Source organism: Pseudomonas sp. NPDC077649 (assembly GCF_044542855.1).
GTDB lineage: Bacteria > Pseudomonadota > Gammaproteobacteria > Pseudomonadales > Pseudomonadaceae > Aquipseudomonas.
The window spans coordinates 146,572-169,641 of record NZ_JBITVF010000007.1; the positions used below are offsets into that span (position 1 = coordinate 146,572).

15 protein-coding genes are annotated in these 23,070 nt (G+C 68.5%); 7 read left to right on the forward strand and 8 right to left on the reverse strand.

Features of this window, described 5'->3' with window-relative positions; translation table 11 throughout:
- Positions 1-210: 210 nt before the first annotated feature.
- A complete protein-coding gene (locus tag ACIGFL_RS19815; protein ID WP_021443380.1) occupies positions 211-429 on the forward strand; it encodes a bacterioferritin-associated ferredoxin in 219 nt (72 codons plus the stop codon).
- Between the two features lie 207 nt (positions 430-636).
- On the opposite strand, the gene ACIGFL_RS19820 is transcribed toward ACIGFL_RS19815, so the two are convergent.
- Both ACIGFL_RS19820 and pap read right to left on the reverse strand, forming a co-directional pair.
- Positions 637-1,821, reverse strand: coding sequence for a thiolase family protein (locus tag ACIGFL_RS19820; protein ID WP_397498290.1), 1,185 nt, complete (start codon positions 1,819-1,821; stop codon positions 637-639).
- 91 nt (positions 1,822-1,912) lie between these two features.
- Positions 1,913-3,400: a polyphosphate:AMP phosphotransferase gene (pap, locus tag ACIGFL_RS19825; RefSeq protein WP_021443382.1), complete on the reverse strand. Its 1,488-nt coding sequence runs from the start codon at positions 3,398-3,400 to the stop codon at positions 1,913-1,915.
- Between the two features lie 105 nt (positions 3,401-3,505).
- Here pap and mnmC point away from each other — a divergent pair, with 105 nt between their 5' ends.
- Positions 3,506-5,467, forward strand: coding sequence for a bifunctional tRNA (5-methylaminomethyl-2-thiouridine)(34)-methyltransferase MnmD/FAD-dependent 5-carboxymethylaminomethyl-2-thiouridine(34) oxidoreductase MnmC (gene mnmC / locus ACIGFL_RS19830; RefSeq protein ID WP_397498291.1), 1,962 nt, complete (start codon positions 3,506-3,508; stop codon positions 5,465-5,467).
- Positions 5,468-5,606: 139 nt separating this feature from the next.
- Positions 5,607-7,727 carry a TonB-dependent receptor gene (locus ACIGFL_RS19835; protein WP_397498292.1) on the forward strand — a complete coding sequence of 707 codons (2,121 nt, stop codon included), beginning with the start codon at positions 5,607-5,609 and terminating at the stop codon, positions 7,725-7,727.
- 39 nt (positions 7,728-7,766) lie between these two features.
- Here ACIGFL_RS19835 and ACIGFL_RS19840 read toward each other — a convergent pair whose 3' ends face one another.
- Entirely contained in the window at positions 7,767-8,663 is an 897-nt protein-coding gene (locus ACIGFL_RS19840) for a DMT family transporter (protein WP_397498293.1), read from the reverse strand.
- 150 nt (positions 8,664-8,813) lie between these two features.
- On the opposite strand from ACIGFL_RS19840, the gene ACIGFL_RS19845 reads away from it, so the two are divergent.
- Positions 8,814-10,700: a UvrD-helicase domain-containing protein gene (locus ACIGFL_RS19845; protein WP_397498294.1), complete on the forward strand. Its 1,887-nt coding sequence runs from the start codon at positions 8,814-8,816 to the stop codon at positions 10,698-10,700.
- A gap of 153 nt (positions 10,701-10,853) precedes the next feature.
- Positions 10,854-11,060, forward strand: coding sequence for a hypothetical protein (locus ACIGFL_RS19850; protein WP_156350864.1), 207 nt, complete (start codon positions 10,854-10,856; stop codon positions 11,058-11,060).
- A gap of 66 nt (positions 11,061-11,126) precedes the next feature.
- Here ACIGFL_RS19850 and ACIGFL_RS19855 read toward each other — a convergent pair whose 3' ends face one another.
- The 4 genes from ACIGFL_RS19855 to bglX all read right to left on the reverse strand — a co-directional run bounded on the left by ACIGFL_RS19855 (position 11,127) and on the right by bglX (position 18,489).
- Positions 11,127-11,666 carry a cytochrome b gene (locus tag ACIGFL_RS19855; RefSeq protein WP_397498295.1) on the reverse strand — a complete coding sequence of 180 codons (540 nt, stop codon included), beginning with the start codon at positions 11,664-11,666 and terminating at the stop codon, positions 11,127-11,129.
- Between the two features lie 198 nt (positions 11,667-11,864).
- Positions 11,865-14,411 carry a glucans biosynthesis glucosyltransferase MdoH gene (mdoH, locus tag ACIGFL_RS19860; protein WP_397498296.1) on the reverse strand — a complete coding sequence of 849 codons (2,547 nt, stop codon included), beginning with the start codon at positions 14,409-14,411 and terminating at the stop codon, positions 11,865-11,867.
- Positions 14,404-15,963, reverse strand: coding sequence for a glucan biosynthesis protein G (locus tag ACIGFL_RS19865; protein ID WP_397498297.1), 1,560 nt, complete (start codon positions 15,961-15,963; stop codon positions 14,404-14,406). The genes mdoH and ACIGFL_RS19865 overlap by 8 nt, the downstream gene beginning before the upstream one ends.
- A gap of 234 nt (positions 15,964-16,197) precedes the next feature.
- Complete coding sequence (bglX, locus tag ACIGFL_RS19870; protein WP_397498298.1) at positions 16,198-18,489, reverse strand: beta-glucosidase BglX; 2,292 nt, start codon at positions 18,487-18,489, stop codon at positions 16,198-16,200.
- Between the two features lie 180 nt (positions 18,490-18,669).
- Here bglX and ACIGFL_RS19875 point away from each other — a divergent pair, with 180 nt between their 5' ends.
- Together ACIGFL_RS19875 and ACIGFL_RS19880 are read left to right on the forward strand one after the other, a co-directional pair.
- Entirely contained in the window at positions 18,670-19,545 is an 876-nt protein-coding gene (locus ACIGFL_RS19875; RefSeq protein ID WP_397498299.1) for a helix-turn-helix domain-containing protein, read from the forward strand.
- Positions 19,546-19,672: 127 nt separating this feature from the next.
- Complete coding sequence (locus ACIGFL_RS19880; protein ID WP_397498300.1) at positions 19,673-22,303, forward strand: DEAD/DEAH box helicase; 2,631 nt, start codon at positions 19,673-19,675, stop codon at positions 22,301-22,303.
- A 241-nt stretch (positions 22,304-22,544) separates the two neighbouring features.
- On the opposite strand, the gene ACIGFL_RS19885 is transcribed toward ACIGFL_RS19880, so the two are convergent.
- Positions 22,545-23,039 (reverse strand): phosphate-starvation-inducible protein PsiE, encoded by a 495-nt coding sequence (locus ACIGFL_RS19885; protein ID WP_021444933.1) that lies wholly within the window; start codon positions 23,037-23,039, stop codon positions 22,545-22,547.
- Positions 23,040-23,070: the final 31 nt, after the last annotated feature.

Consider the following 23,070-nt stretch of genomic DNA (forward strand, 5'->3'; position numbering starts at 1 on the left):
GGCCACTCGACCCTTTTGCCTGCTGCCGGCCGTCGCCAGGCGCAGTCAAAAACTCTTCCGGATTTTTTCTGGCCGCGGCCGCCACGGCGGCAACCGTTCGTCAGCCAGCCAGGTCTCTAGCGCGGGCATTTGCAAGAGTTCTTTGACAAGCATTCTCATTAACATTAGTATCCGTCGCATCAAACAGATCCACCAAGACGAGCCTTGCTTATGTACGTCTGCCTCTGTGAAGGTGTCACCGATACGCAAATCCGCGACGCGGTCTATGAAGGCTGCTGCAGCTACCGTGAAGTGCGCAGCACCCTCGGCATCGCCAGCCAGTGCGGCAAGTGCGCCTGCCTGGCCAAGCAGGTGGTCCGCGAAACCATCGGCGAAGTGCAGAGCAGCCAGGCCGCCCTGGCCTACCCCGCCGGCTTCGTCGCCGCCTGAGTCAGCCCGCTCGCATAAGAAACCGGATCGGCGATCCGGTTTTTTTATGCCCTGCCATCCCGGTGCCCCCGCCAAGGCCGCTACAAACGCGCACCCGCAGCCCGGATGCAATCCGGGGCAGGCGTCCCGATTGCATGCGGCATACGCCAGGCCAATAAAAAACCGGATCGAGGATCCGGTTTTTCGTTGGGGCGAAGAACCTTGGACTCAGCGATAAGCCTCGAACAGCCCCGTCGCCCCCATGCCGCCGCCAACGCACATGGTAACGATGCCGTAGCGCAGCTGGCGGCGCTGCAGCTCGCGCGCCAGATGGCCGACCTGGCGCGAGCCGGTCATGCCGAAGGGGTGGCCGATGGAGATGGAGCCGCCGTTGACGTTGTACTTGGCGTTGTCGATCTCCAGCTTGTCGCGGCAGTACAGGCACTGCGAGGCGAAGGCTTCGTTGAGCTCCCAGAGATCGATGTCGTCGACCGTCAGGCCCTTGGCCTTGAGCAGCTTGGGCACCGAGAACACCGGGCCGATGCCCATCTCGTCCGGCTCGCAGCCAGCCACAGTAAAACCACGGAAATACGCCTTGGGCGTCAGGCCCAACTCGAGCGCTTTCTCCAGGCTCATCACCAGGGTCATGGAGGCGCCGTCGGACAGCTGCGAGGCATTGCCGGCGGTGACGCTGCCGGCCGGATCGAAGGCCGGCTGCAGCGCGGCCAGGGATTCGAGGCTGGTGTCCGGGCGGTTGCAGTCGTCCGCCTCGACCACGCCGTCGAGAATCTTCTTCTCGCCGCTGGCCTTGTCCTCGACCTGGTACTTCACCGCCATCGGAACGATTTCGTCGGCGAACAGCCCCTCGGCCTGGGCGCGGGCGGTGCGCTGCTGGCTCTGCAGGGCGTAGGCGTCCTGGGCCTCGCGGGAGATGCCGTAGCGGTTGGCGACGATCTCGGCGGTCTTGCCCATGGGGTAGTAGATGCCGGGGTTGTCCTTTTGCAGCAGCGGGTTGAACAGCTTGTCCATGTTCATGCTTTTCAGGGTCATGGTGATGGACTCGACGCCACCGGCGACGATGATATCGCTGCAGCCGGACGCCACCTGGTTGGCGGCGATGGCGATGGCCTGCAGGCCCGAGGAACAGAAGCGGTTGAGGGTCATGCCCGCCACCGGGTTGCCCAGGCCGGAGAGCACCGCGACGTTGCGGCCGATGTTCATGCCCTGCGCGCCCTCGTTGGAGCCGGCGCCGACGATGCAGTCGTCGACCTGCTTCGGATCGATGCCGTTGCGCACCAGCAGCGCGTCGACGCAGTGGGCGGCCATGTCGTCCGGCCGGGTCAGGTTGAACTTGCCGCGGAAGGACTTGGCCAGGCCAGTCCGCACGCTGTCGACTATCACCACTTCACGCATGACGCACCTCGTTGTTATTGGATGGCGGATATGGCGAAGATAAATCCGTCCGATCCCAGGGCGCGACCATCATTGATCCGGCGTATGCACCTCAATCCTTGGCGAAGGCCGCCTCGATCGCCTGGTTGATGGTGCGCAGCACCTTGACCCGGGCAAAGCGCTTGTCGTTGGCTTCCACCAGGGTCCAGGGGGCGATCTCGGTGCTGGTGCGGTCGACCATGTCGCCCACCGCGTCGGCGTATTGCGGCCACTTGTCGCGGTTGCGCCAGTCTTCCTCGGTGATCTTGAAACGCTTGAAGGGGATCTGCTCGCGCTCCTGGAAACGCGCCAGCTGAGTGTCCTGGTCGATGGACAGCCAGAACTTGACCAGGATCGCCCCGGCGTCGCTCAGTTGCTCCTCGAAGTCGTTGATCTCGCCGTAGGCGCGCAGCCAGTCGGCCTCGCTGCAGTACCCCTCGACCCGCTCCACCAGCACCCGGCCATACCAGCTGCGGTCGAAGATGGTGAACTTGCCGCGCGCCGGGATATGCCGCCAGAAGCGCCACAGGTAGGGCTGGGCGCGCTCTTCCTCGGTGGGCGCGGCCACCGGCACGATGCGGTACTGGCGCGGATCCAGCGCGCCGGTGACGCGGCGGATGGCGCCGCCCTTGCCGGCCGCGTCGTAGCCCTCGAACACCGCGATCAGCGCGTGCTTGCGCATGCGTTTGTCGCGCATCAAACCGGACAGACGCGCCTGCTCGACGGTCAGTTGCTCCTTGTAGTCGTCCTTGTCCAGCGCCTGGGTCATGTCCAGGCTGGCCAGCAGAGCGCTGCTGTCCAGGCTCGACACCAGCGGCGCGGCATGCGGCTGGCGCTGCGCGCGCTGCTGGCTGGCCAGCGCCGCCTGCAGCCCCTCGAGGAGGATGCGCCCGACGGTCAGGCTGCGGTAATACTCGTCGACCCCCTCGACCACGTACCAGGGCGCGTAGTCGCGGCTGGTGCGGCGCAGCACACGCTCGCCGTAGTGGACGAACTTGTCGTAGGTCTTCGACTGCTGCCAGTCCAGCGGGCTGATGCGCCAGCTGTGCAGCGGGTCGTCCTTGAGCGCCTCCAGGCGCGCCTTCATATGCTGCTTGGACAGGTGGAACCAGAACTTGAAGATCAGCGCGCCCTCGTCGCAGAGCATGCGCTCCAGGCGCTCGGCGCCATCGATGGCCTGATCCAGCACGGCGTCCTTGAAGCGCCCATGCACCCGGCCCTGAAGCATCTGGCTGTACCAGTTGCCGAAGAACACGCCGATGCGCCCCTTCGGCGGCAGCTGACGCCAGTAGCGCCAGGCCGGCGGCCGGGCCAGTTCCTCGTCGGTCTGCACGTCGAAGGTGCTGACCTGGATCAGCCGCGGGTCCATCCACTCGTTGAGCAGCTTGACCGTCTCGCCCTTGCCGGCGCCCTCGATGCCGTTGATCAGCACGATCACCGGAAAACGCGCCTGCTGCTTCAACTCGTACTGCGCCTCCAGCAGCGCCTCGCGCAGCGCCGGCTCTTCGGCTTCGAACCTGGCTTTATCGATGCTGCGGCCGATTTCGGCGGATTCGAACATGCGGCAACCTCCCTGGAATGATCACCACAGCGTAACGGATGATGCCCGCCTTTGCCCGTCGGCGCGGCGCGGTAGAATCGCCGCACGATCCAGCGGAACCCCTCCATGTCAGAACCTCATCACGCCCAGCTCGACTGGGACGAACGCGGCCAACCCCTGTCGCGTCACTTCGGCGACGTCTACTTCTCCCAGCAAGACGGCCTGGAAGAGACCCGCTACGTCTTCCTCGCCAACAACGACCTGGCGGCGCGCTTCGCCGCCCTCGGCAACGGCGAGTGCCTGTGCATCGGCGAAACCGGCTTCGGCACCGGGCTGAACTTCCTCTGCGCCTGGCAGCTGTTCGAACAGCAGGCGCCGGCCGGTGCGCGCCTGCACTTCGTCAGCGTGGAAAAGTACCCGCTGCAACTGGCCGACCTGCAGCGCGCCCTGGCCCTGTGGCCGGAGCTGGCGCCCCAGGCCGAGCAATTGCTGGTGCAGTACCGCGCCATTCACCCCGGCTACCAGCGCCTGCTGCTGGCCGATGGCCGCATCGCCTTGACCCTGCTGATCGGCGACGCGTTGGAGCAGCTGGCGCAACTGGATGCACGCATCGACGCCTGGTTCCTCGACGGCTTCAACCCGGCGAAGAACCCGCAGATGTGGACGCCCGAGCTGTTCGCCGAACTGGCGCGGCTGTCCGCTCCCGGCGCGACCCTGGGCACCTTCAGCAGCGCCGGCGTGGTGCGCCGGGCGCTGAACGACGCCGGCTTCCGGATGAAACGTGTACCCGGCCTGGGCAAGAAATGGGAGGTACTCAAGGGGCGCTTCATCGGCGCCACGGGAGACGAGACCAAACCCTGGTTCGCCCGTCCTCCCCGCCCGGCGCGGGACAAACACGCGGTGGTGATCGGCGCCGGCCTGGCCGGCTGTGCCACGGCCGCCAGCCTGGCCGCACGCGGCTGGCGGGTAAGCCTGCTGGAACGCCACGGCGAGGTGGCCGCCGAGGCCTCGGGCAACCCGCAGGGGGTGCTCTACCTCAAGCTCTCGGCCCACGGCACGGCGCTGTCGCAACTGATAGTCGCCGGCTTCGGCCACACCCGGCGCCAGCTCGAACGCCTGCAACGCGGCGCCGACTGGGACGCCTGCGGCGTGCTGCAACTGGCCTTCGATGCCAAGGAAGCCGCGCGCCAGGCCAAGCTGACCGCGGCCTTTCCCAGCGAGCTGCTGACGCCGCTGACGCGCGAGCAGGCCGAGGCCCTGGCCGGCATTGGCCTGCCGGCTGGCGGCCTGTTCTACCCGGACGCCGGCTGGGTGCACCCGCCGGCGCTATGCCGGCTGCTGGCCGCGCATCCTTCGATCGACCTGCTGACGCACAGCGAGGCGCTGGAGCTGCGGCGCCATGACGACCAGTGGCAGGTACTGGCAGGCCAGCAGGAGCTGGCCCGCGCGCCGGTGCTGGTGCTGGCCGCTGCCGCGGAAATCCGCCGATTCGCGCAGAGCGCCGGCCTGCCGCTCAAGCGCATCCGCGGGCAGATCAGCCGTCTGCCGGCCAATTCGGCCAGCCGCGCCCTGCGCACCGTGGTCTGCGCCGACGGCTATGTCGCTCCGCCACGCGACGGCGAGCACACCCTGGGCGCCAGCTTCGACTTCCACAGCGACGACCTGACGCCGAGCGTCGCCGAACATGCCGGCAACCTCGAGCTGCTAAAGGATATCTCCAGCGATCTGGCCGAGCGTCTGCAGGCCGACCAGCTCGACCCGGCGCAGCTCGAAGGCCGCGCCGCCTTCCGCTGCACCAGCCCGGACTACCTGCCCATAGTCGGGCCGCTGGCCGATGCCGAGGCCTTCGCCGAACGCTACGCGGTGCTGGCCAAGGACGCCCGCCAGGTGCCACAGGCGCCCTGCCCCTGGCTGCCCGGCCTGTACGTCAACAGCGGCCACGGCTCGCGCGGGCTGATTACCGCGCCGCTGTCCGGCGAGCTGATCGCCGCCTGGCTGGAAGGCGAACCCCTGCCGCTGCCACGCGCGGTGGCCGAGGCCTGTCACCCCAATCGCTTTGCCCTGCGCCGCCTGATTCGCGGCGAGTAAGTCCCTTCCTGGCACCTTCCCGCGACACTGCGTCGCGGGGCTGGTGGCTGCTCGCCGAAAATACCTAATGAAACAAATTCGTATTTACATTATCTTTACAAGCTCTTTCTAACCCCTCCTGCCGTATCGGAGCCGTCGCATGCACCGCAAGACCCGCCTCTGCCTCGCCATCAGCCTCGCCTGCCTGGGCAGCAGCGCCCTGGCCGAAGACAACCGCGAGCAACAGCTCGAACTGGACGCCATGACCATCAGCGCCACCCGCGGCCACAGCCAGGTGGGCAAGACGCCGCAGAAGATCACCGTCATCAGCCGCGAGCAGATCGAACAGCAACTGGCGATCACCAGCGACCACGGCCAGGTGCTGAGCAACCTGATTCCCTCCTACTCGCCGAGCCGGCAGAAGCTGAGCAACGCCGGCGAGACCTTCCGCGGCCGCGCCGCGCTGGTGATGATCGACGGCGTGCCGCAGTCCACGCCGCTGCGTGCCGGCGGCCGCGACGGCTACACCATCGACCTGGCGATGGTCGAGCGCATCGAGGTGATCCACGGCGCCAGCGCCGAGCATGGCCTGGGCGCCACCGGCGGCATCATCAACTACGTCACCCGCCGGCCACAGGGCGGCAGCCTCAGACAGCACGCCGGCGTCAGCCTGGAGGCGGGCGACGACTTCGACGGCGACGGCCTGGGCTACAAGCTGGACTACCGCGTCGAAGGCAACCAGGGCAGTTGGGACTACCTGGCCGCCATCAGCGGCCAGACCCGGGGCATGTTCTACGACGCCGACGGCGAGCTGATCGGCGTCGACGACACCCAGGGCGACATCATGGATTCCACCAGCAGCGACCTGCTGGTCAAGCTCGGCTACTGGTTCGACGCCGAGCAGAACCTCGAACTGATGGTCAACCGCTTCCAGCTCGAGGGCGAGCACGACTACGTCAACGTGCCCGGCAACCGCGCCGCCGACGTGCCGACCACCTCGCGCAAGGGCCAACCGCCGGGCAAGGCGCCGCAGAACGAAGTGCTGGCCACCAGCCTGACCTACAGCAACGCCGACCTGGCCGGCAACCAGTTCACCGCCCAGCTGTACAGCCAGCGCTTCCGCGCCCGCTACGGCGGCAACATCCTGCCCAGCTTCCAGGACCCGGCCATCGCCCCGGTCGGCACCCTGTTCGACCAGTCGCAGAACGAGTCGGACAAATACGGCGGCAAGCTCTCGCTGAGCCGCGACGACATGTTCGATGGCCTGCTCAAGCTCACCGGCGGCCTGGACTTCCTGCAGGACACCACCAGCCAGATGCTGATCGCCACCGACCGCGAGTGGGTGCCGGAAACCGTGTTCAACAACCTCGCGCCCTTCCTCCAGGCCGAGGTGCGTGCCCACGAGCGCCTGACCCTGCACGGCGGGGTGCGCCACGAGTTCGCCAAGCTGGAGGTCGATCCGTTCCGCACCATCGCCTCCACCACCACGCCGCCGGGCGGCGTATCCGTCGAGGGCGGCGAACCGGACTTCGAGGAAACCCTGTACAACGTCGGCCTGGTGTTCCAGGCCAGCGACTGGGCGCAGGTGTTCGCCAACTACTCGGAAGGCTTCGGCATGCCCGACGTCGGCCGCGTGCTGCGTGGCATCAACCAGCCCGGCCTGAGCGTGGACAGCTTCCTCGACCTGCAGCCGATCGTCACCGACAACCGCGAGATCGGCCTGCGCCTGAACCATGGCCCCTTCGATGCCGAAATCAGCTACTTCGAATCCGACTCCGACCTCGGCTCGCGCCTGGAGAGCGTCGGCGGCGTGTATCAGGTGCGTCGCGAACGCACCGAGATCGATGGCATCGAGGCCAGCGCCGGCTGGCAGATCGACGCCGTGCATCGTCTGCAGGCCAGCTACGCCAAGCTCAACGGCCAGTCGGACACCGACGGCGACGGCAAGGTGGACACCGACCTGGACGGCGCCAATATCGCCCCCGACCGCTACGGCATGAGCTGGCAGGCCAAGTGGAGCGACAAGCTCAACACCCGGGTGCAGGCCAACCACTACGCCAGCCGCAGCTTCGACACCCCCGGCCTGGACTTCGACGGCTACAGCCTGGTGGATGCCTCGGTCGGTTACCGCCTGCCGGTGGGCGAAGCCAGCCTGGGCGTGGAGAACCTGCTCAACCGCGACTACATGACCTACTACGCGCAGGCGGCCAGCACCCGCAACGACCAGTACTTCGCCGGCCGTGGTCGCACCTTCACCCTCGGCTATCAGCTCGACTTCTGAGTCGCCCAGCGACGGCCGCGCCAGGCGGCCGTCGCTGACTCAGGCGGTGCGCGCCGCTGCCAGCACCGCCTTGGGTTTGCGAAACACCAGCACGTTGCCCGCCATCACCAGCGCCAGGCCCAGCAGCGCCGGGGCCGTCCACTGGTAGCCCTCGACGAACACCGAGATATTCAGCGCCACCACCGGGAACAGCACGGTGCAGTAGGCCGCGCGCTCCGGCCCCATGCGCCCGACCAGGGTCAGGTAGGCGGTGAAGCCGATCACCGAGCCGGGAATCGCCAGGTACAGCAGCGAGCCGACGTAACGCGCGTTCCATTCGAAGGCGAACGGCGTACCGCTGACCAGGCAGATGCCCACCAGCATCAGCGCGCCATAGAGCATGCCCCAGGCATTGGTGGTCAGTGGCTTGAGCCCGGCCTTCTGCTGCAGGCTGGAAAGCATGTTGCCGGCGGAGAAGAACAGCGTGCCGAGCAGCGCCAGGCCGATGCCCAGCAGGCTCTCGCGGCTGGTTTCGTGGCCGGCCAGCTCCGGCCAGAACAGCAGCCCCAATCCGACCAACCCCAGCGCGCCGCCGAGCAGCACGTTGGCGGCGATGCGCTGCCGGAAGAACAGCCGCGCATTGAGCGCGTTCCACAGCGTCGCGGTGGAGAAGATCACCGCCACCAGGCCGCTAGGTATCCACTGGCTGGCGGTGTAGAAGCAGAGGAAATTGAGGCAGAACAGGCATAGCCCCTGCACCAGGCAGATCGCCTGGCCGCGCCGATCCAGACGCTGCAGCCGCCCGCTGAGCCAGAGCAGGGCGAACAGCACCGCGGCGGCCAGGGCGAAGCGGTAGGCGATGGAGGCGGCGACGGCCACCTCGCCCATCTGGAACTTGATGGCGATCCAGGTGGTGCCCCAGATCAGCACGGTAAGCAGGTAAAGCGACAGATTCATCGAGCATCTCCCATGACTGCCGCCAGTCTGCGGCCAGCCCGCGGGGGCGCGCTTGCATAAAGTTGCGCTTTTAAACCTGCGCCATCACTGCCTGCCATCGCCGCCCAGGCTTTATCATGCGGGCTTTGCCGATCAGGTCATTCCCTCCGCATGCTATCCGCCGTCGCGCGCTACCAGAAACTGCTGTCCAGCGCCCTCGCCCGTTACTTCCCCCGCACCACCGCCTACCTGCGCGCCGAGCGCGAGGCCGCCCAGCCGCGCCAGCCGGCGCGCAAACCGGCGAAGAGGAAAACCGCCGGCGGCAAAGCCGGCAAGCGCCAGCAAAAGGCCGACAACCCCGGCCCCGCGGGTATCTACCCCGCTGCCAGGCTCAAGGTGGACGATGCGCAGATCCAGGCCATGCGCCAGCGCGTCGCCGAGGCGGTGCGCGCCGGGCTGATCGGCGCCCCCTCGGACGAGCAATGGGCGATGATCCTCTGCCGCGCGCCGCTGACGCGCATCTTCGCCGGCGCCGGCTCGGGCAAGTCCAGCACCCTGGTACTGCGCGTGGTGTTCATGCTCTGCCACCTGCATATCGACCCGGCGCGGCTGACGGTGATTTCCTTCACCAACGCCTCCTGCGCCGAGCTGCGCGAACGCCTGCAGCGGCTGCTGGACTTCTGGCGCTACCCGCACGATACGCGCCAGTGCGTGCGCACCTTCCACTCGGCGATGGCGACGCTGGCCAAGGAGGAGCTGGGCAACCCGCGCTGGTTCGAGCAACTCGACGAACCCGGCGAGGAACCGGACAACCCGCTGGCCGGCGGCCGCCTGCGTCCGGCGCAGCAGCGCCTGCTCAAGCAGGCCTACCAGAGCGCCTATGCCGCGGACGCGCGCTTTCGCACCCTGGTGCATCGCCTGCTCAGGCTGCCCGCGCCGCAGGAGCCGCCGCAGGGCAAGCCCAAGGCGCCGCTGGACGCCTGCAAGCTGGCCGGCGAATTCGCCGCGCAGCCGCTGTTCGAGCTGCTACACAGTCAGGCCGGTTTCGCCGAAAGCCTGGGTCTGCGTCTCGACCGTCTGGACGTCAAGGCGCTCGACTGCGGCGTGCGCGAGCGCGACTTCATCGAGGCCATGCAGCTGTTCCACGGGCACTTCGACGCCCTGCTGCAACGCCAGGGGCTGATGAGCTTCAACGGCGCCTTCCAGCGACTGAGCGAGCGCCTGCAGCGGGACGGCGGCAAACCGGGCCAGGCCCTGCTCGCCCTCGGCCATCTGCTGATCGACGAATTCCAGGACATCTCGCCGCAGATCCTGCAGTGGCTGCAAGCCGTACACAGAGAACTCGCCCGACATGGCGAGACGCTCAGCCTGATGGCCATCGGCGACGACTGGCAGTCGATCTACGGCTGGCGCGGCAGCTCGCCGGAGCTGTTCATCGACTTCGACCGCCACTTCCCCTGCAAGGGCCGCGGCAAGAGCACCACCCTGCTATTAAGTACCAACTACCGCAGCGTCGAGGCGGTGATCCGCGACGGCGAACGGGTACTGGCCGGCGTGGCACGCAAGCAGGACAAGACCAGCATCGCGCACAAGGCCATGCAGCCGGGCGATCACGGCGTCAAGCTGATCCAGCGTTTCGAGCTGGCCAGCGGCATGCCGCGCCTGCTCGCAGACATCGGCGCGCAATGCGCCCACGTCGCCACGCGCGCCAACGCCGACCGCACCGCCGTGCTGCTGCTGAGCCGGCGCAACGAGCCGCTGCAGCAGATCCGCGCGCAGCTGGACAAGCAACTGCCGGTCAAGACCATGACCATCCACCGCGCCAAGGGCCTGCAGGCCGAGGTGGCGATCATCCTCGACGACTGCCTGCCGGCGGAGCCACACCCGCTGCGCAACGCCCTCTACGCTCACTGTGGCTTCTTCGCCGGCAGCTACGATCAGGCCATGCAGGACGAGACCCTGCGCCTGGCCTACGTGGCCATCACCCGCGGGGTGAGCCGGGTGCTCTGGTATACGCGCAAGGCGCAGGGGGCGACGCGCGCGCTTCAGGGCGGCTGAGCCGACGCCGAGCAATGCGCCGGGACTTTTTCGCCGGCAAGCAAGAATTGCCTGGAGCAGCTCCTGACGCCGCCCGCGACGGCCCCGAGGTGTGCCGCCAAGGCCGGTTATCGCTCCTGCAAAACCGGCATTTCCGCCATCCCTGGCGGTCAAATGGCAGGCAACAAAAAATCGTCAGGAACGATTTTTGACGTCGCTTGCGACGGCCCCAAGGGTTGCCGCCATGGATGGCAGGCAACAAAAAACCCGCCGAAGCGGGTTTCTTCCCAACCATCCGACATCCTGTCGGTGGCCATCCGGGCCTGGTCATCGTCCTTGATCCTCAGCGATCCGTCGCTGCAGGGGATGGGTGTAGATTAAGGCGCCAGCTGGGGTGGCGACAGCGGCCAATGCCGTCGGCGCGTGTAAGACATTGGCTATAGCGCCTCAGCGCGCCCGCCCGATCATCCGCCCCAGCACGTCTGCCTCGCCCTGACGGCGATGGATCAGGGCCATCGCCGCGTGGCCGAGGATCAGCGCCAGCAGCAGCCAGCCGAGGTTGCCGTGCAGCAGGTTGGCCGGGGCCATCAGCCATTCGATCTTCGGCCCGCTGAAACCGGCCATCAGTTCGATGCCGAAGGCGCTGAACTGGCGTCCGGAGCCGTACTGGCGCAGCAGCGCGAGCAGCGGCACCAGCAGCATCAGCGCATACAGTGCCAGGTGACCGAGCCGCGCCATGGCGTTGAGCGAGGCCGGCCGCCGGCTGCGGTTGGCCAGCGCCCAGAGCAGACGAACCAGCACCAGCGCCATCAGCAGCACGCCGGTGGGCTTGTGCGTGGCCCAGGCGAACTCGTCGAGGCTGGATTCCGCCAGCAGCAGGTGAACGAGGGTGGTGAAGAATTGCCAGCCCAACAGCGCGGCCATGCCCCAGTGCAGGATGCGGCTGACCAGGCCGTAGTGCTGGGCGGAGTCGTGGAGTGACGACATCGTGGTTCCTCTCGAATGTCAGAAGCGGGTGAACACAGGCTCAGGCATAACCCCGGCGCAGCGCCTTGACCTCGATCAAGGCCGGCGGCCGGGGTCATTACCGACCCGGTTCGGCGCACAGGGTGCCGCATGTCACGGGCCGCCGGCCGCGCCCAGATGTAAACAACTGTGTCGACGCCCGGCGCACCGGGCGCCGGCTCAGCGCTCGCGCAGCGCGGCGTGGGCGTCTCGCCACGCCTGCTGCCGGGCATCCTGCCAGATGCGCGCATGCAGGCGCGCCATGCCGTCGGGGTCGTTGAGCAGCCGCCAGCGGGTCGCCTCGACGCTGCCATGCGGGCCGGCGGCGAGGATTTCCGCGAGGCGCGCCTCGCGCAGCGCCTCGGCTGCCGGCACCACCTTGGCGTGGCGGGCCCGGGCCATGGCGCAGACCAGGGCGTTGTACAGCGGGTCGACCGCCGCGCGCAGGAAGCCCTGCTGCAGCGCCCGCGCACTGTTCAACCGTTCGTACTCGGCGGTGCTGCGCAGCTCGCGCGGCACCTGGTGTTCCTCGGGGATGAGGAACAGTCCGGCGCGGCGGGTGGCCAGCCCCGGCGCGGTACGACTGGTTAGCACCGAGACCAGCGGCGAAAGGATCAACGACACCACGATGGGCGCCAGCCACCAGAGAAAATCCGGGTTGAGCCAGGCCACCAGGGCGGTCCAGGCGACGCCGATCAGCACCTGCGAGCCGTGCCGGCGCAGCGCCTCGCTCCAGGGCGTGGCGTCGTCGACGCGCTGCGGCGAATTCCACTGCACCGACCAGCCGAGGAAGGCGGCGGTGACGAACAGGCTGTGGAACAGCATGCGCACCGGCGCCAGCAGCACCGAGCAGAACGCCTCCAGCAGCATCGACAGCAGTACCCGCAGGCGCCCGCCATAGGCCTCGGCGCCCTGGATCCAGATCAGCAGCACGCTGAGCAGCTTGGGCAAAAACAGCAGGATCATGGTCGCGGAGAACAGCGCGATGGCCTCCTCCGGCTGCCAGCGCGGCCACAGCGGGTAGAGCTGGTTGGGCTGCAGGAAATACTCCGGCACCATCAGCGTGTGGATCGCCAGCAGGCCGGTGGACAGCAGCAAAAACAGCAGCCACAGCGGCGCCGACAGGTAGGACATGACGCCGGTGAGGAATACCACGCGGTGCACCGCGTGCATGCCGCGCACCAGGAACAGGCGGAAGTTCATCAGGTTGCCCTGGCACCAGCGGCGGTCGCGCTTGAGCTCGTCGAGCAGGTTCGGCGGCAGCTCCTCGTAGCTGCCCGGCAGGTCGTAGGCGATCCACACCCCCCAGCCGGCGCGGCGCATCAGCGCGGCCTCGACGAAGTCGTGGGAGAGGATCGCCCCGGCGAAGGCGCCGGTGCCCGGCAGCGGCGCCAGGGCGCAGTGCTCGATGAAGGGTTTGACCCGGATGATCGCGTTGTGACCCCAGTAGTGCGACTCGCCGAGCTGCCAGAAGTTGAGCCCGGCGGTGAACAGCGGGCCGTAGACGCTGGTGGCGAACTGCTGCAGGCGCGCGTAGAGGGTGTCCATGCCCGAGGCCTTGGGCGCGGTCTGGATGATGCCGGCGCCGGGGTTGGCCTCCATCAGGCGCACCAGGCGGGTCAGGCATTCGCCGCTCATCACGCTGTCGGCGTCGAGCACCACCATGTAGCGGTAGTTGCTGCCCCAGCGGCGGCAGAAGTCGTCGATGTTGCCGCTCTTGCGCTTCACCCGCCGCCGGCGACGGCGGTAGAAGATCTGGCCGAAGCCCTCCACCTCGCGGCACAGCTCCAGCCAGGCCTGCTGCTCGGCGACGCAGATGTCCGGGTCGTTGCTGTCGCTGAGGATGAAGAAGTCGAAATGATCGAGCTGGCCGGTTTCGCGCAGCGACTCGAAGGTCGCGCGCAGGCCGGCGAACACCCTGGGCACGTGCTCGTTGGCGATCGGCATGACCAGCGCGGTGCGCGCCCGCGGCGAGATCGGCTCGTCGCCGCAGCTGCTGGCCGAGATGCTGTAGCGGTCGCGCCCCTTGAGCAACTGGAGGAAGCCCATCAGCGCGGTCCAGAAGCCCATCGACACCCAGCAGAACAGCAGGGCGAACAGCGCCAGGATGCTGGTCTGCACCAGATACGGCAGGATCTGCCGCGCCGATTCCTGCCAGGGCTGCTCGAACACCAGGCCCAGGTCGACCAGCGACCAGCCCTGGTAGGGCAGCACCGACTTCATGTACCAGGTGGCGACCACCGTCTGCACCAGCATCAGCACCAGCAGCGCGCTGCGCCGCACGGCGGCGACGTGGCGCCAGTGCGCCTCGCTGAAATCCTCGGCCTCGCGGGTGCGCGGTCGCGGCGCCGGCTGCTCGCCCTTCAGGCGGCGCCAGCCGCGCTGCAGAATATTGGTCTGCCAGGGCTCGGGCACCATGCGCGTGCGCTTGATCGGCGGGGTGGAATCGATGGCGGGACGGCCCTGGTGATCCTGCACGATGCGGCAGCCGCGTTCGAGCGCATCCGGCCAGCCGAGCGCCAGGCGCGCCGGCACCGAGTCGAGCAGTTCGCGGGTCTCCCCGAGCGCCTCGGGCGACGCCGGCTCCGGGGTCTGCAGCGCGTGGTGCAACGCGGCCAGGTCGCCGCCCTGCTCGAGCTGGCGCGCCAGTGCCTGCTGGCGCTCGGGGTCGAGCGGCAGTTCGTCGAGGTAATGCTGGATCAGCGTGGCGTCAGGGGAGTTATTCATGGGCAGGCAGCTGATAGCTCCAGGTTTCCGACAGGGGTTTGCCGTCCTCGACCAGGGCGGCGCGCATTTCCACCGGCTGCGCCGGGTCCTTGATCTTGACCCGCAGGGTCAGGCGCCAGCCCCGGCTCACCGGGTTGTAGCGCAGGCTGTTTTCCAGCAGCTCGGCGTTGCCGTCGACGCTGGCCTGCACCGTCGGCGGCGCCTCGGCCTTGCGCTTGGCCAGCCGCGGGCCGACGAAATCCACCAGCAGGGCGGTGCTGCCGTCGGGCTGGCGGATCAGGTTGGCCTGCTTGACGTCGCCCTCCGACAGCCGGGTCTGGCTGACCCAGGCCAGCTGCGGGTCGTGCAGCGCCGCCTCGTCGCGACTGAAGTGCAGACGGTAGGCGATATCCAGCGGCTGGCCGACCGCGGGCAACGTATCGGGGCGCCACAGAGCGACGATGTTGTCGTTGGTCTCGTCGGGGGTGGGAATCTCCACCAGCTCGACGTGGCCCGGGCCCCAGTCGCCGAGGGTCTCGACCCAGGCGCTGGGACGCAGCTCATAGCGGTCGTCGAGATCCTGGTACTGGGCAAAGTCGCGGCCGCGCTGGAGCAGGCCGAAGCCGCGCGGGTTGTCGATGCGGTAGCTGCTGACGTTGAGCCGCTGCGGGTTGTTCAGCGGGCGCCACAGCCACTCGCCGTTGCCGGCGTGGATGGCCAGGCCGTCGGAGTCGTGCAGCTCGGGCCGGTAGTTGGGCCGCGGCCAGGGCTGGTTGGCGCCGAACAGGTACATGCTGGTCAGCGGTGCGATGCCGAGCTTCTCCACCGAGTCGCGCAGATACAGCTTGGCCTCGACGTCGAGCACGCTGTCCGCGCCCGGCTTGATTTCCATGCGGTAGGCGCCGGTGGCGCGCGGCGAGTCGAGCAGCGCGTAGATCACCAGGCTGCGTCGGTCGGCCTGCGGCTGCTCGATCCAGAACTCGCTGAAGCGCGGGAATTCCTCGCCGGACGGCAATGCGGTGTCGATCGCCAGGCCGCGTGCTGACAGGCCGTAGACCTGGCCCTTGCCGACGACGCGGAAGTAGCTGGCGCCGAGCACGCTCATCAGCTCGTCATGCTTGTCCGCCGCGTTCAGCGGGTGGATCACCTTGAAGCCGGCGAAACCGAGGTTCTCCAGTTCGCCGGGCTGCACCGGCAGATCGGCGAAGTCGAACATGGCCGGATCGTAGCGAATCTCGCGCACGCCCTTGGCGGTGACTTCGTTGATCTTCACCGGCAGGTCGAAGTGCATGCCCTGGTGGAAGAAATACAGCTGGAACGGCGTCTTGCCGTCGCGCCAGTGCGCCTGGTCCTCGCGAAAGCGCAGCTTCTGATAGTCGGCGAAGGCCAGCTCGCGCAGCGCCCCCGGCAGATTGCTCTGCGGCGCGTTGTAACCCTCGGCGGCCAGGGCCTTGGCCTTGACCGCCACATCGTCCAGATCGAACGCCCAGCTGTGGGCGGCGAACAGCAGGGGAACCGCCCAGAGGGCCAGCTTGCCGGCCTTGCCCAGACGGGTTGCAGAACAACGACTCATTGACACAGGGCCTCCGGGGCGACACGGATTGACGGGCAGCGGCCGACCCACGGGACGCCGCTGCACGGAAATTGGAATCAGGCGAATGATGCAAAGACAACGCGAGCGCCGTGCAGACGGTCGACCGGACGGCGACGCCCCTGCATGCGCGATTTTTCTGCGCATTATTAGCAGATCGCGGTGCCCGGTACAGGGGCCCGCACAGCTATATTTTCGCCTGCCCGCAGCGCCCGCTCAGTCGCGCGGCAGCAGCTCGAAGCGCGCCTCCTGCACGGTGGCCGAATCCAGCCCGAGCTGCACGCGGAAAGTCCCCGGTTCGCTGATGTAACGCAGCTCGGCATCGAAGAAACGCAACATGCTCTCGTCGATCTCGAAGCTCAGCTCGCGCGCCTCGCCTGCTTCCAGCTTGACCCTGCGAAAATCCTTGAGTTCCTTGACCGGGCGGATCACCGAGGCGGCCTCGTCGTGCAGATACAGCTGCACCACCGTGGCGCCGGCGCGCGGGCCGCGGTTGTGCAGGGTGACGCTGACCTGGATCTTCTCTCCCGGGCGCAGGCGCTCGGCGGACAGCCGCGGCGGCGACAGCGAGAAGTCGCTGTAGCTCAGGCCGTAGCCGAACGGATAGAGCGGGCCGTTGCGCTCCTCGAAGTACTGCGAGGTGTAGTTGCCGGGATCCCCGCCGTACGGCCGGCCCAGGCGCAGGTGGTTGTAGTAGGTGGGGATCTGCCCCACCGAGCGCGGGAAGGAGATCGGCAGCTTGCCCGCCGGGTTGTGCGCGCCGAACAGCACGTCGGCGATGGCGTGGCCGCCCTCGATGCCGCTGTACCAGGTCTCGAGTATGGCGTCGGCGTTGGCCTGCTCCCAGCCCAGGGACAGCGGCCGGCCATTCATCAGCACCAGCACCAGCGGCTTGCCGGTGGCCTTGAGCGCGCGCAGCAGGGCCTGCTGGCTGTCCGGCAGGTCCAGGCGGGTGCGGCTGGAGGACTCGTGCGACATGCCGCGGGCCTCGCCCACCGCGGCGACTATAACGTCGGCCTGCTGCGCCACGCGCACCGCCTCGTCGAGCATGGCCGCCGGGCTGCGCGCGTCCTGCACCACCTCCGGGCGGTCCCAGTTGAGGTGGTTGAGGTACTCGACCACCCGCGCATCGTCGGTGACGTTGGCGCCGCGCGCGTACAGCAGCTGGCCCTGGCCGCCGAGCGCGGCTGCCATGCCCTGGCGCAGGGTCACCGCCTGTTCGGCGCGGCCGGCCGCCGACCAGCTGCCGAGCATGTCCACCTGGGAGTCGGCCAGCGGACCGATCAGGGCGATGCGCCTGTCCTTGCGCAGCGGCAGGGTGGCGTCGCGGTTTTCCAGCAGCACCAGGGCGTCGCGCGCCATCGCCCGCGCCGCGGCGCGGTGCAGACGGTTTTCGGCGTAGACCTCGGCAGGATCGTCGGCGGCGCGGCCGATGCGCCGGAACGGATCGTGGAACAGGCCGAGGTCGTACTTGGCGCCCAGCACCGCGGCCACCGCCTCGTCGAGCAGCGCCTCGTCCACCTCGCCGCTGCGCACCAGGCCGGGCAGTTCCTCGAGGTAGAGGCTGTCGGCCATGCTCATGCCGATACCGGCCTTGAGCGCCAGGCGCGCGGCCTCGCGGCCGTCGGCGGCGACGCCGTGGCGGATCAGCTCGGAGATGGCGCCGTGGTCGCTCAGCACCACGCCGCGAAAGCCCCAGTCGCGACGCAGCAGGTCGCGCAGCAGCCAGCTGTTGGCCGATGCCGGCACGCCGTTGATCGCGTTGAGCGCCACCATCACCCCGCCGGCGCCGGCCTCCAACGCCGCGCGGTAGGGCGGCAGGTAGTCCTGGTGCATGCGCAGCGGGCTCATGTCGACCACGTTGTAGTCGCGCCCGCCCTCCACCGCTCCGTACAGGGCGAAGTGCTTGACGCTGGCCATGATGCGCTGCGGATCGCTCGGCGCGACGCCCTGGAAGCCGCGCACCATGCGCGCGGCGATCCGCGAGACCAGCTGCGGGTCCTCGCCGAAGCCTTCGGAGGTGCGCCCCCAGCGCGGGTCGCGGGAAATGTCCACGGTGGGCGCGAAAGTCATGTCCAGGCCGTCGGCGCTGGCTTCCAGCGCCGCGATGCGGGCGCTGTTCTCGATCGCCTCGAGGTCCCAGCTGGAGGCCAGGCCGAGGCCGATGGGAAAGGTGGTGCGATGGCCGTGGATCACGTCGTAGGCGAAGAACAGCGGGATGCCCAGGCGGCTGCGCAGCGCGGCCTGCTGCATCGGCCGGTTGTCCTGGCGGGTCACCGAGTTGAAGGTGCCGCCGATGCGCCCGGCGGCGATCTCCTCGCGGATGCGCGCGGCGCTCATGTCGCCGCCGATGCTGATCAGGCGCAGCTGGCCGATCTTCTCCTGCAGGCTCATGCGTGCGATCAGCTCACTGATCAGCGCCTCGCGCTCGGCCACCGGCGGCGCCGCGAGGAGCAGGCCGGGTGCGGCGATCAGGGTGGCGAACAGCAGGTGGCGCAGGCGTTTCATCGAGGGCGGCATCCGGGCGCAAGGGCTGGGCAAAATTGCCGCCACGATACTCCGACTCCAAGCGGCGCGCGCCGGGGGCGGGGAAAAATTCCGCGCTTGCACAAAGTTGCGCTTTTTCGCCCCCGGGGGCTGGCGAGGCGGCAGCGGCGGCGTAGCATGGCGGCATCAGCGGAGATGACGATGGCGCAACTCGATCACTTGCAGGTCTTCCAGAGCATGAGCCGCTCGGCCAATGCGCGTCTGCACGCCCTCGCCGAGCTGGGCCAGGGCCTGGCGGTGGCGCGCTGGAGCAATGCCCACGACGCCCGCGACTACCTGGCGCCCAGCCATCACACCCTGTCCTGCTACCTGGCCGGCGGCACCGGCACCTTCCGCCGCGAGCGACCGGGTGCCAAGGGCGCGCCGGACAAGCTGTGCATCCTGCCGGCTGAGCACCAGTCGGCCTGGATCATCAACGGCGAGATCCAGTTGGCCCACCTCTATGTCGAGCAGGAGCGCTTCGCCCTCGGCGCGGTCGCCCTGCTCGACCGCGAACCGCGCAGCCTGCAACTGGAGGAGGCGACCTTTCTCGAGGACGCCGCGCAAGCCAGGCGTTTTCGCCGGCTCTGTGCGCTCGACTGGCAGGAGCCGGGCGAGCGCCTGCTGGCCAGCAGCCTGGCCCACGAGCTGCTCGATCATGCCCTGCTCACCCAGGTCGGCCTGCGCCACGGCCTGCGCCTGAAGGGCGGCCTGGCGCCTGCCCTGCGCAAACGCCTGCGCGACTTTATCGAGCAGCACCTGGCCGAGCCGCTGCCGCTGGGCCAGTTGGCCGCGCTCTGCGCGCTGTCGGAATACCACTTCGCGCGCATGTTCCAGGCCAGCTTCGGCCTGCCGCCGCACCGCTACGTGCTGGCCCGGCGCCTGGCCCGCGCCTGCCACTTGCTGCGCCAATCGGCACTGCCGCTGGGCGAGGTCGCCCTGGCCTGCGGCTTCGCCAGCGCCAGCCACTTCAGCAATCGCTTCCGCCAGGCCCTGGGCGCGACGCCGGGGCAGTACCGCGCCGCCTTCGAGCCCTGAGCCGACTGCACGTCGGCAATCGCCTCGCGGCGTCTGCTAATCGCGCCGCGGCTGTGCGAAAATCTGCGGCTTTGCATTGCCGCGGCCGAGTCATGCGCCTATCACCTGCGTCCCCGGGGTTTCGCTGATGCCCCTGGATATTCACCAGCTGCGCCAGGAGGACTGGCGCTCCGAGTTCGGCGCCGGCGACCTGCGCCGCGGCATCGCCTACGCCGAGGAAAAGCGCAGCAAGCTGCTCAGCCTCAAGGACAACAGCCTGCTGGCCAGCTGCCGCGGCGCGGTCGGGCACACCTACCAGCAGCGCATCACCCTGCACCCCTATGGCCGCCGCTGGAGCGTCACCGGCCACTGCAACTGCCCGGTGGGCTTCAACTGCAAGCACGTGGTCGCCGCCCTGCTCACCCTGGAGGCGCAACAGCGCGGCGGCGGCGATCTGTCCGAGATCATCGTGGCGACCAAGGAAGTGGCCGAGCAGCGCCTCGAAGGCATCGCCCCGACCCCGCAGCTGAGCCTCGGCAGCCAGGTGCGCGTGCATTTCGACGCGCGCAAGGGGCGCATGCAGGAGCAGACCCAGCACCGCGCCGCGCTGGCCTTCGATTACGCCGGGCACCGGGTGTTCGGCAAGCCGGCCAAGGATCTGGTCAAGCGCCTCGATGCCGACACCAACCTGCGCCTGATCCGCGACGCGCAAGCGGAGGCGGCGCTGCGCAAACGCCTGGAAGGCCTCGGCCTGCAGGTGGCGCTACGGCAGAGCGAGGCGCTGCCGGCCGAGGCCGGCGAGCCGTTCGAGCTGGACAGCGAGCGCGACTGGCTGGATTTCGTCCAGCAGCAGCTGCCGCAGCTGCGCGCCGAGGGCTGGCAGATCCACATGCGCCCGGACTTCCAGTACAACCTGGCGGAGGTCGACGACTGGTACGCCGAGGTCGAGGAAGACCCACAGCAGAACTGGTTCGACCTGGAGCTGGGCATCGAGGTGGAGGGGCAGCGCCTGAGCCTGCTGCCGATCCTGCTCCAGGCCATCCGCCGTACGCCCTGGCTGCTGGCCCCCGAGACGCTGGCCCAGCGCGCCGACGAGGACCGCCTGCTGGTCAGCCTGCCGCAGGGCGGCAAGCGCATCGCCCTGCCCTTCGCCCGCTTGAAGCCGCTGCTGGCCACCCTCGGCGAGCTGTATTTCCGCGACCCCGGCGAGGATGTAGGCCGCCTGCGCCTGGGCCGCGCCGACGCCGCGCGCCTGGCCGAGCTGGCCGCCGGCCCGGCACTGAGTTGGCAGGGCGGCGACGAACTGCGCGGCTTCGCCCAGCGCCTGCAGCAACTGCAGAGCCGCGAGGTGGTCGCCCCCGAGGGCTTGCGCGCCGAGCTGCGGCCCTACCAGCTGCAGGGCCTGAACTGGATGCAGACCCTGGCCGAGCTGCGCGTCGGCGGCGTGCTGGCCGACGACATGGGTCTGGGCAAGACCCTGCAGACCCTGGCGCATATCCTCTGCGAGAAACAGGCCGGGCGCCTGAGCCAGCCGGCGCTGATCGTCATGCCCACCAGCCTGATTCCCAACTGGCAGGACGAGGCCGCGCGCTTCGCCCCCGAGCTGCGCGTGCTGGCCCTGCACGGCGCCAGGCGCCGCGCGCTGTTCGAGGAGATCGAAGCGCACGACCTGATCCTCACCACCTACGCCCTGCTGCCGCGCGACCTCAAGGCGCTGAACCGGCATGCCTATCGCCTGCTGATCCTCGACGAGGCGCAGAACATCAAGAACCCGCGCAGCAAGGCGGCCACCGCCGCCGGCCAGGTGCGCGCCGAGCTGCGCCTGTGCCTGACCGGCACGCCGCTGGAAAACCACCTGGGCGAGCTGTGGTCGCTGTTCCACTTCCTCATGCCCGGCTGGCTGGGCGACGCCAAGGCCTTCACCCGCGACTACCGCACGCCGATCGAGAAACGCGGCGACGCCCAGCGCCTGGCCCACCTGGTCGGGCGCATCCGCCCCTTCCTGCTGCGCCGCAACAAGGAACAGGTGGCCCGCGAGCTGCCGCCGAAGACCGAGATCACCCACTGGGTCGAGCTGACCCAGCTGCAGCGCGACCGCTACGAGACCCTGCGCCTGGCGATGGATCAGAAGGTGCGCGCGGAGATCGCCCGCCAGGGCCTGGCGCGCAGTCATATCGTCATCCTCGAGGCGCTGCTGCGCCTGCGCCAGAGCTGCTGCGACCTGCGCCTGCTGGGCGACGGCGCGGCCGAGCTGAGCGCCGCCGACTCAGGCAAGCTCAGCGCCCTGCTGGAGATGCTCGAGGAACTGGTGGACGAAGGCCGCCGGGTGCTGCTGTTCTCCCAGTTCACCTCGATGCTGGCGTTGATCGAGACGGAGCTGGCGGCGCGGCAGATCGCCTACGCCAAGCTCACCGGTAGCACCCAGGACCGGCGCACGCCGGTGCAGCGCTTCCAGGCCGGGGAGTTCCCGGTGTTTCTGATCAGCCTCAAGGCCGGCGGCAGCGGCCTCAACCTGACCGCCGCCGACACTGTGATCCACTTCGATCCCTGGTGGAACCCGGCCGCCGAGGCCCAGGCCAGCGACCGCGCCTACCGCATCGGCCAGGACAAGCCGGTGTTCGTCTACAAGCTGATCGCCCGCGGCAGCGTCGAAGAGAAGATCCAGCAGCTGCAACAGGCCAAGGCCAGCCTGGCCCAGGGCGTGCTGGAGGGCGGCAGCCAGGGTCAGTGGCAGCTGAACGAGGCCGACCTGGCGGCGCTGTTCGCCCCGCTCGACTAGCAGGCCGTTGAAAAACGTAGGCGAGGCAGCCAGTGCAAGGCAATAACAGGCGAAAAAGCGGAGTTTACGAGCTGTAAATGAGCATTTTGAGCCTGTTTTTAACGCAGCAATGGCAACGCAGGTAGTTTTTCAACAGCCTGCTAAAGGCCCTGGCCCTTGTCGTCGCAGGGTGGATCACGCTTTATCGATCCACCATGGCGCCGGCATAGGTGGATGCAAAGAGCCTGATCCACCCTACGCCTCAATCGGAGGTGTCGTCGCGCTCGGCTTCGGCATCGGCGCGGTTGCGCGCCTTGCCGCGCGCCGCCGGGGCGGCCACCGCCGGGTAGCGGGCCGAGGCATAGCGCACCACCAGAATCGCCAACGCCAGCAGCAGGATGGCGCCGGACACCATCACCACGCCCCAGTCCGGCTTGTGGTTGTGCGAGATGTCGGAGATCAGCAGGCGGGTCAGCGCGGTGATGGCCACATAGATCATGAAGCGGATCGGCATGTGGTTGGTCTTGAAGTAGATCCCCACCATCGCCGCCAATTCCAGGTAGATGAACAACAGCAGGATGTCGTCCACCGTGATCTGGCCGTTGTCGAGCATGCCGATAAAGGTCATCACCCCGCCCCAGGCGGTGATCGCGCCGATGGCGAACAGCGCCAGGTAGTGGAAGGCCTCCATCAGCAGGTTGCCCAAGGATTCGGCCAGGCCATGCATGCCCGCGCGCAGACGTTCCGCCCAATTCATCGTGTCACTCCCCAAAGCCTGGCATGACGGC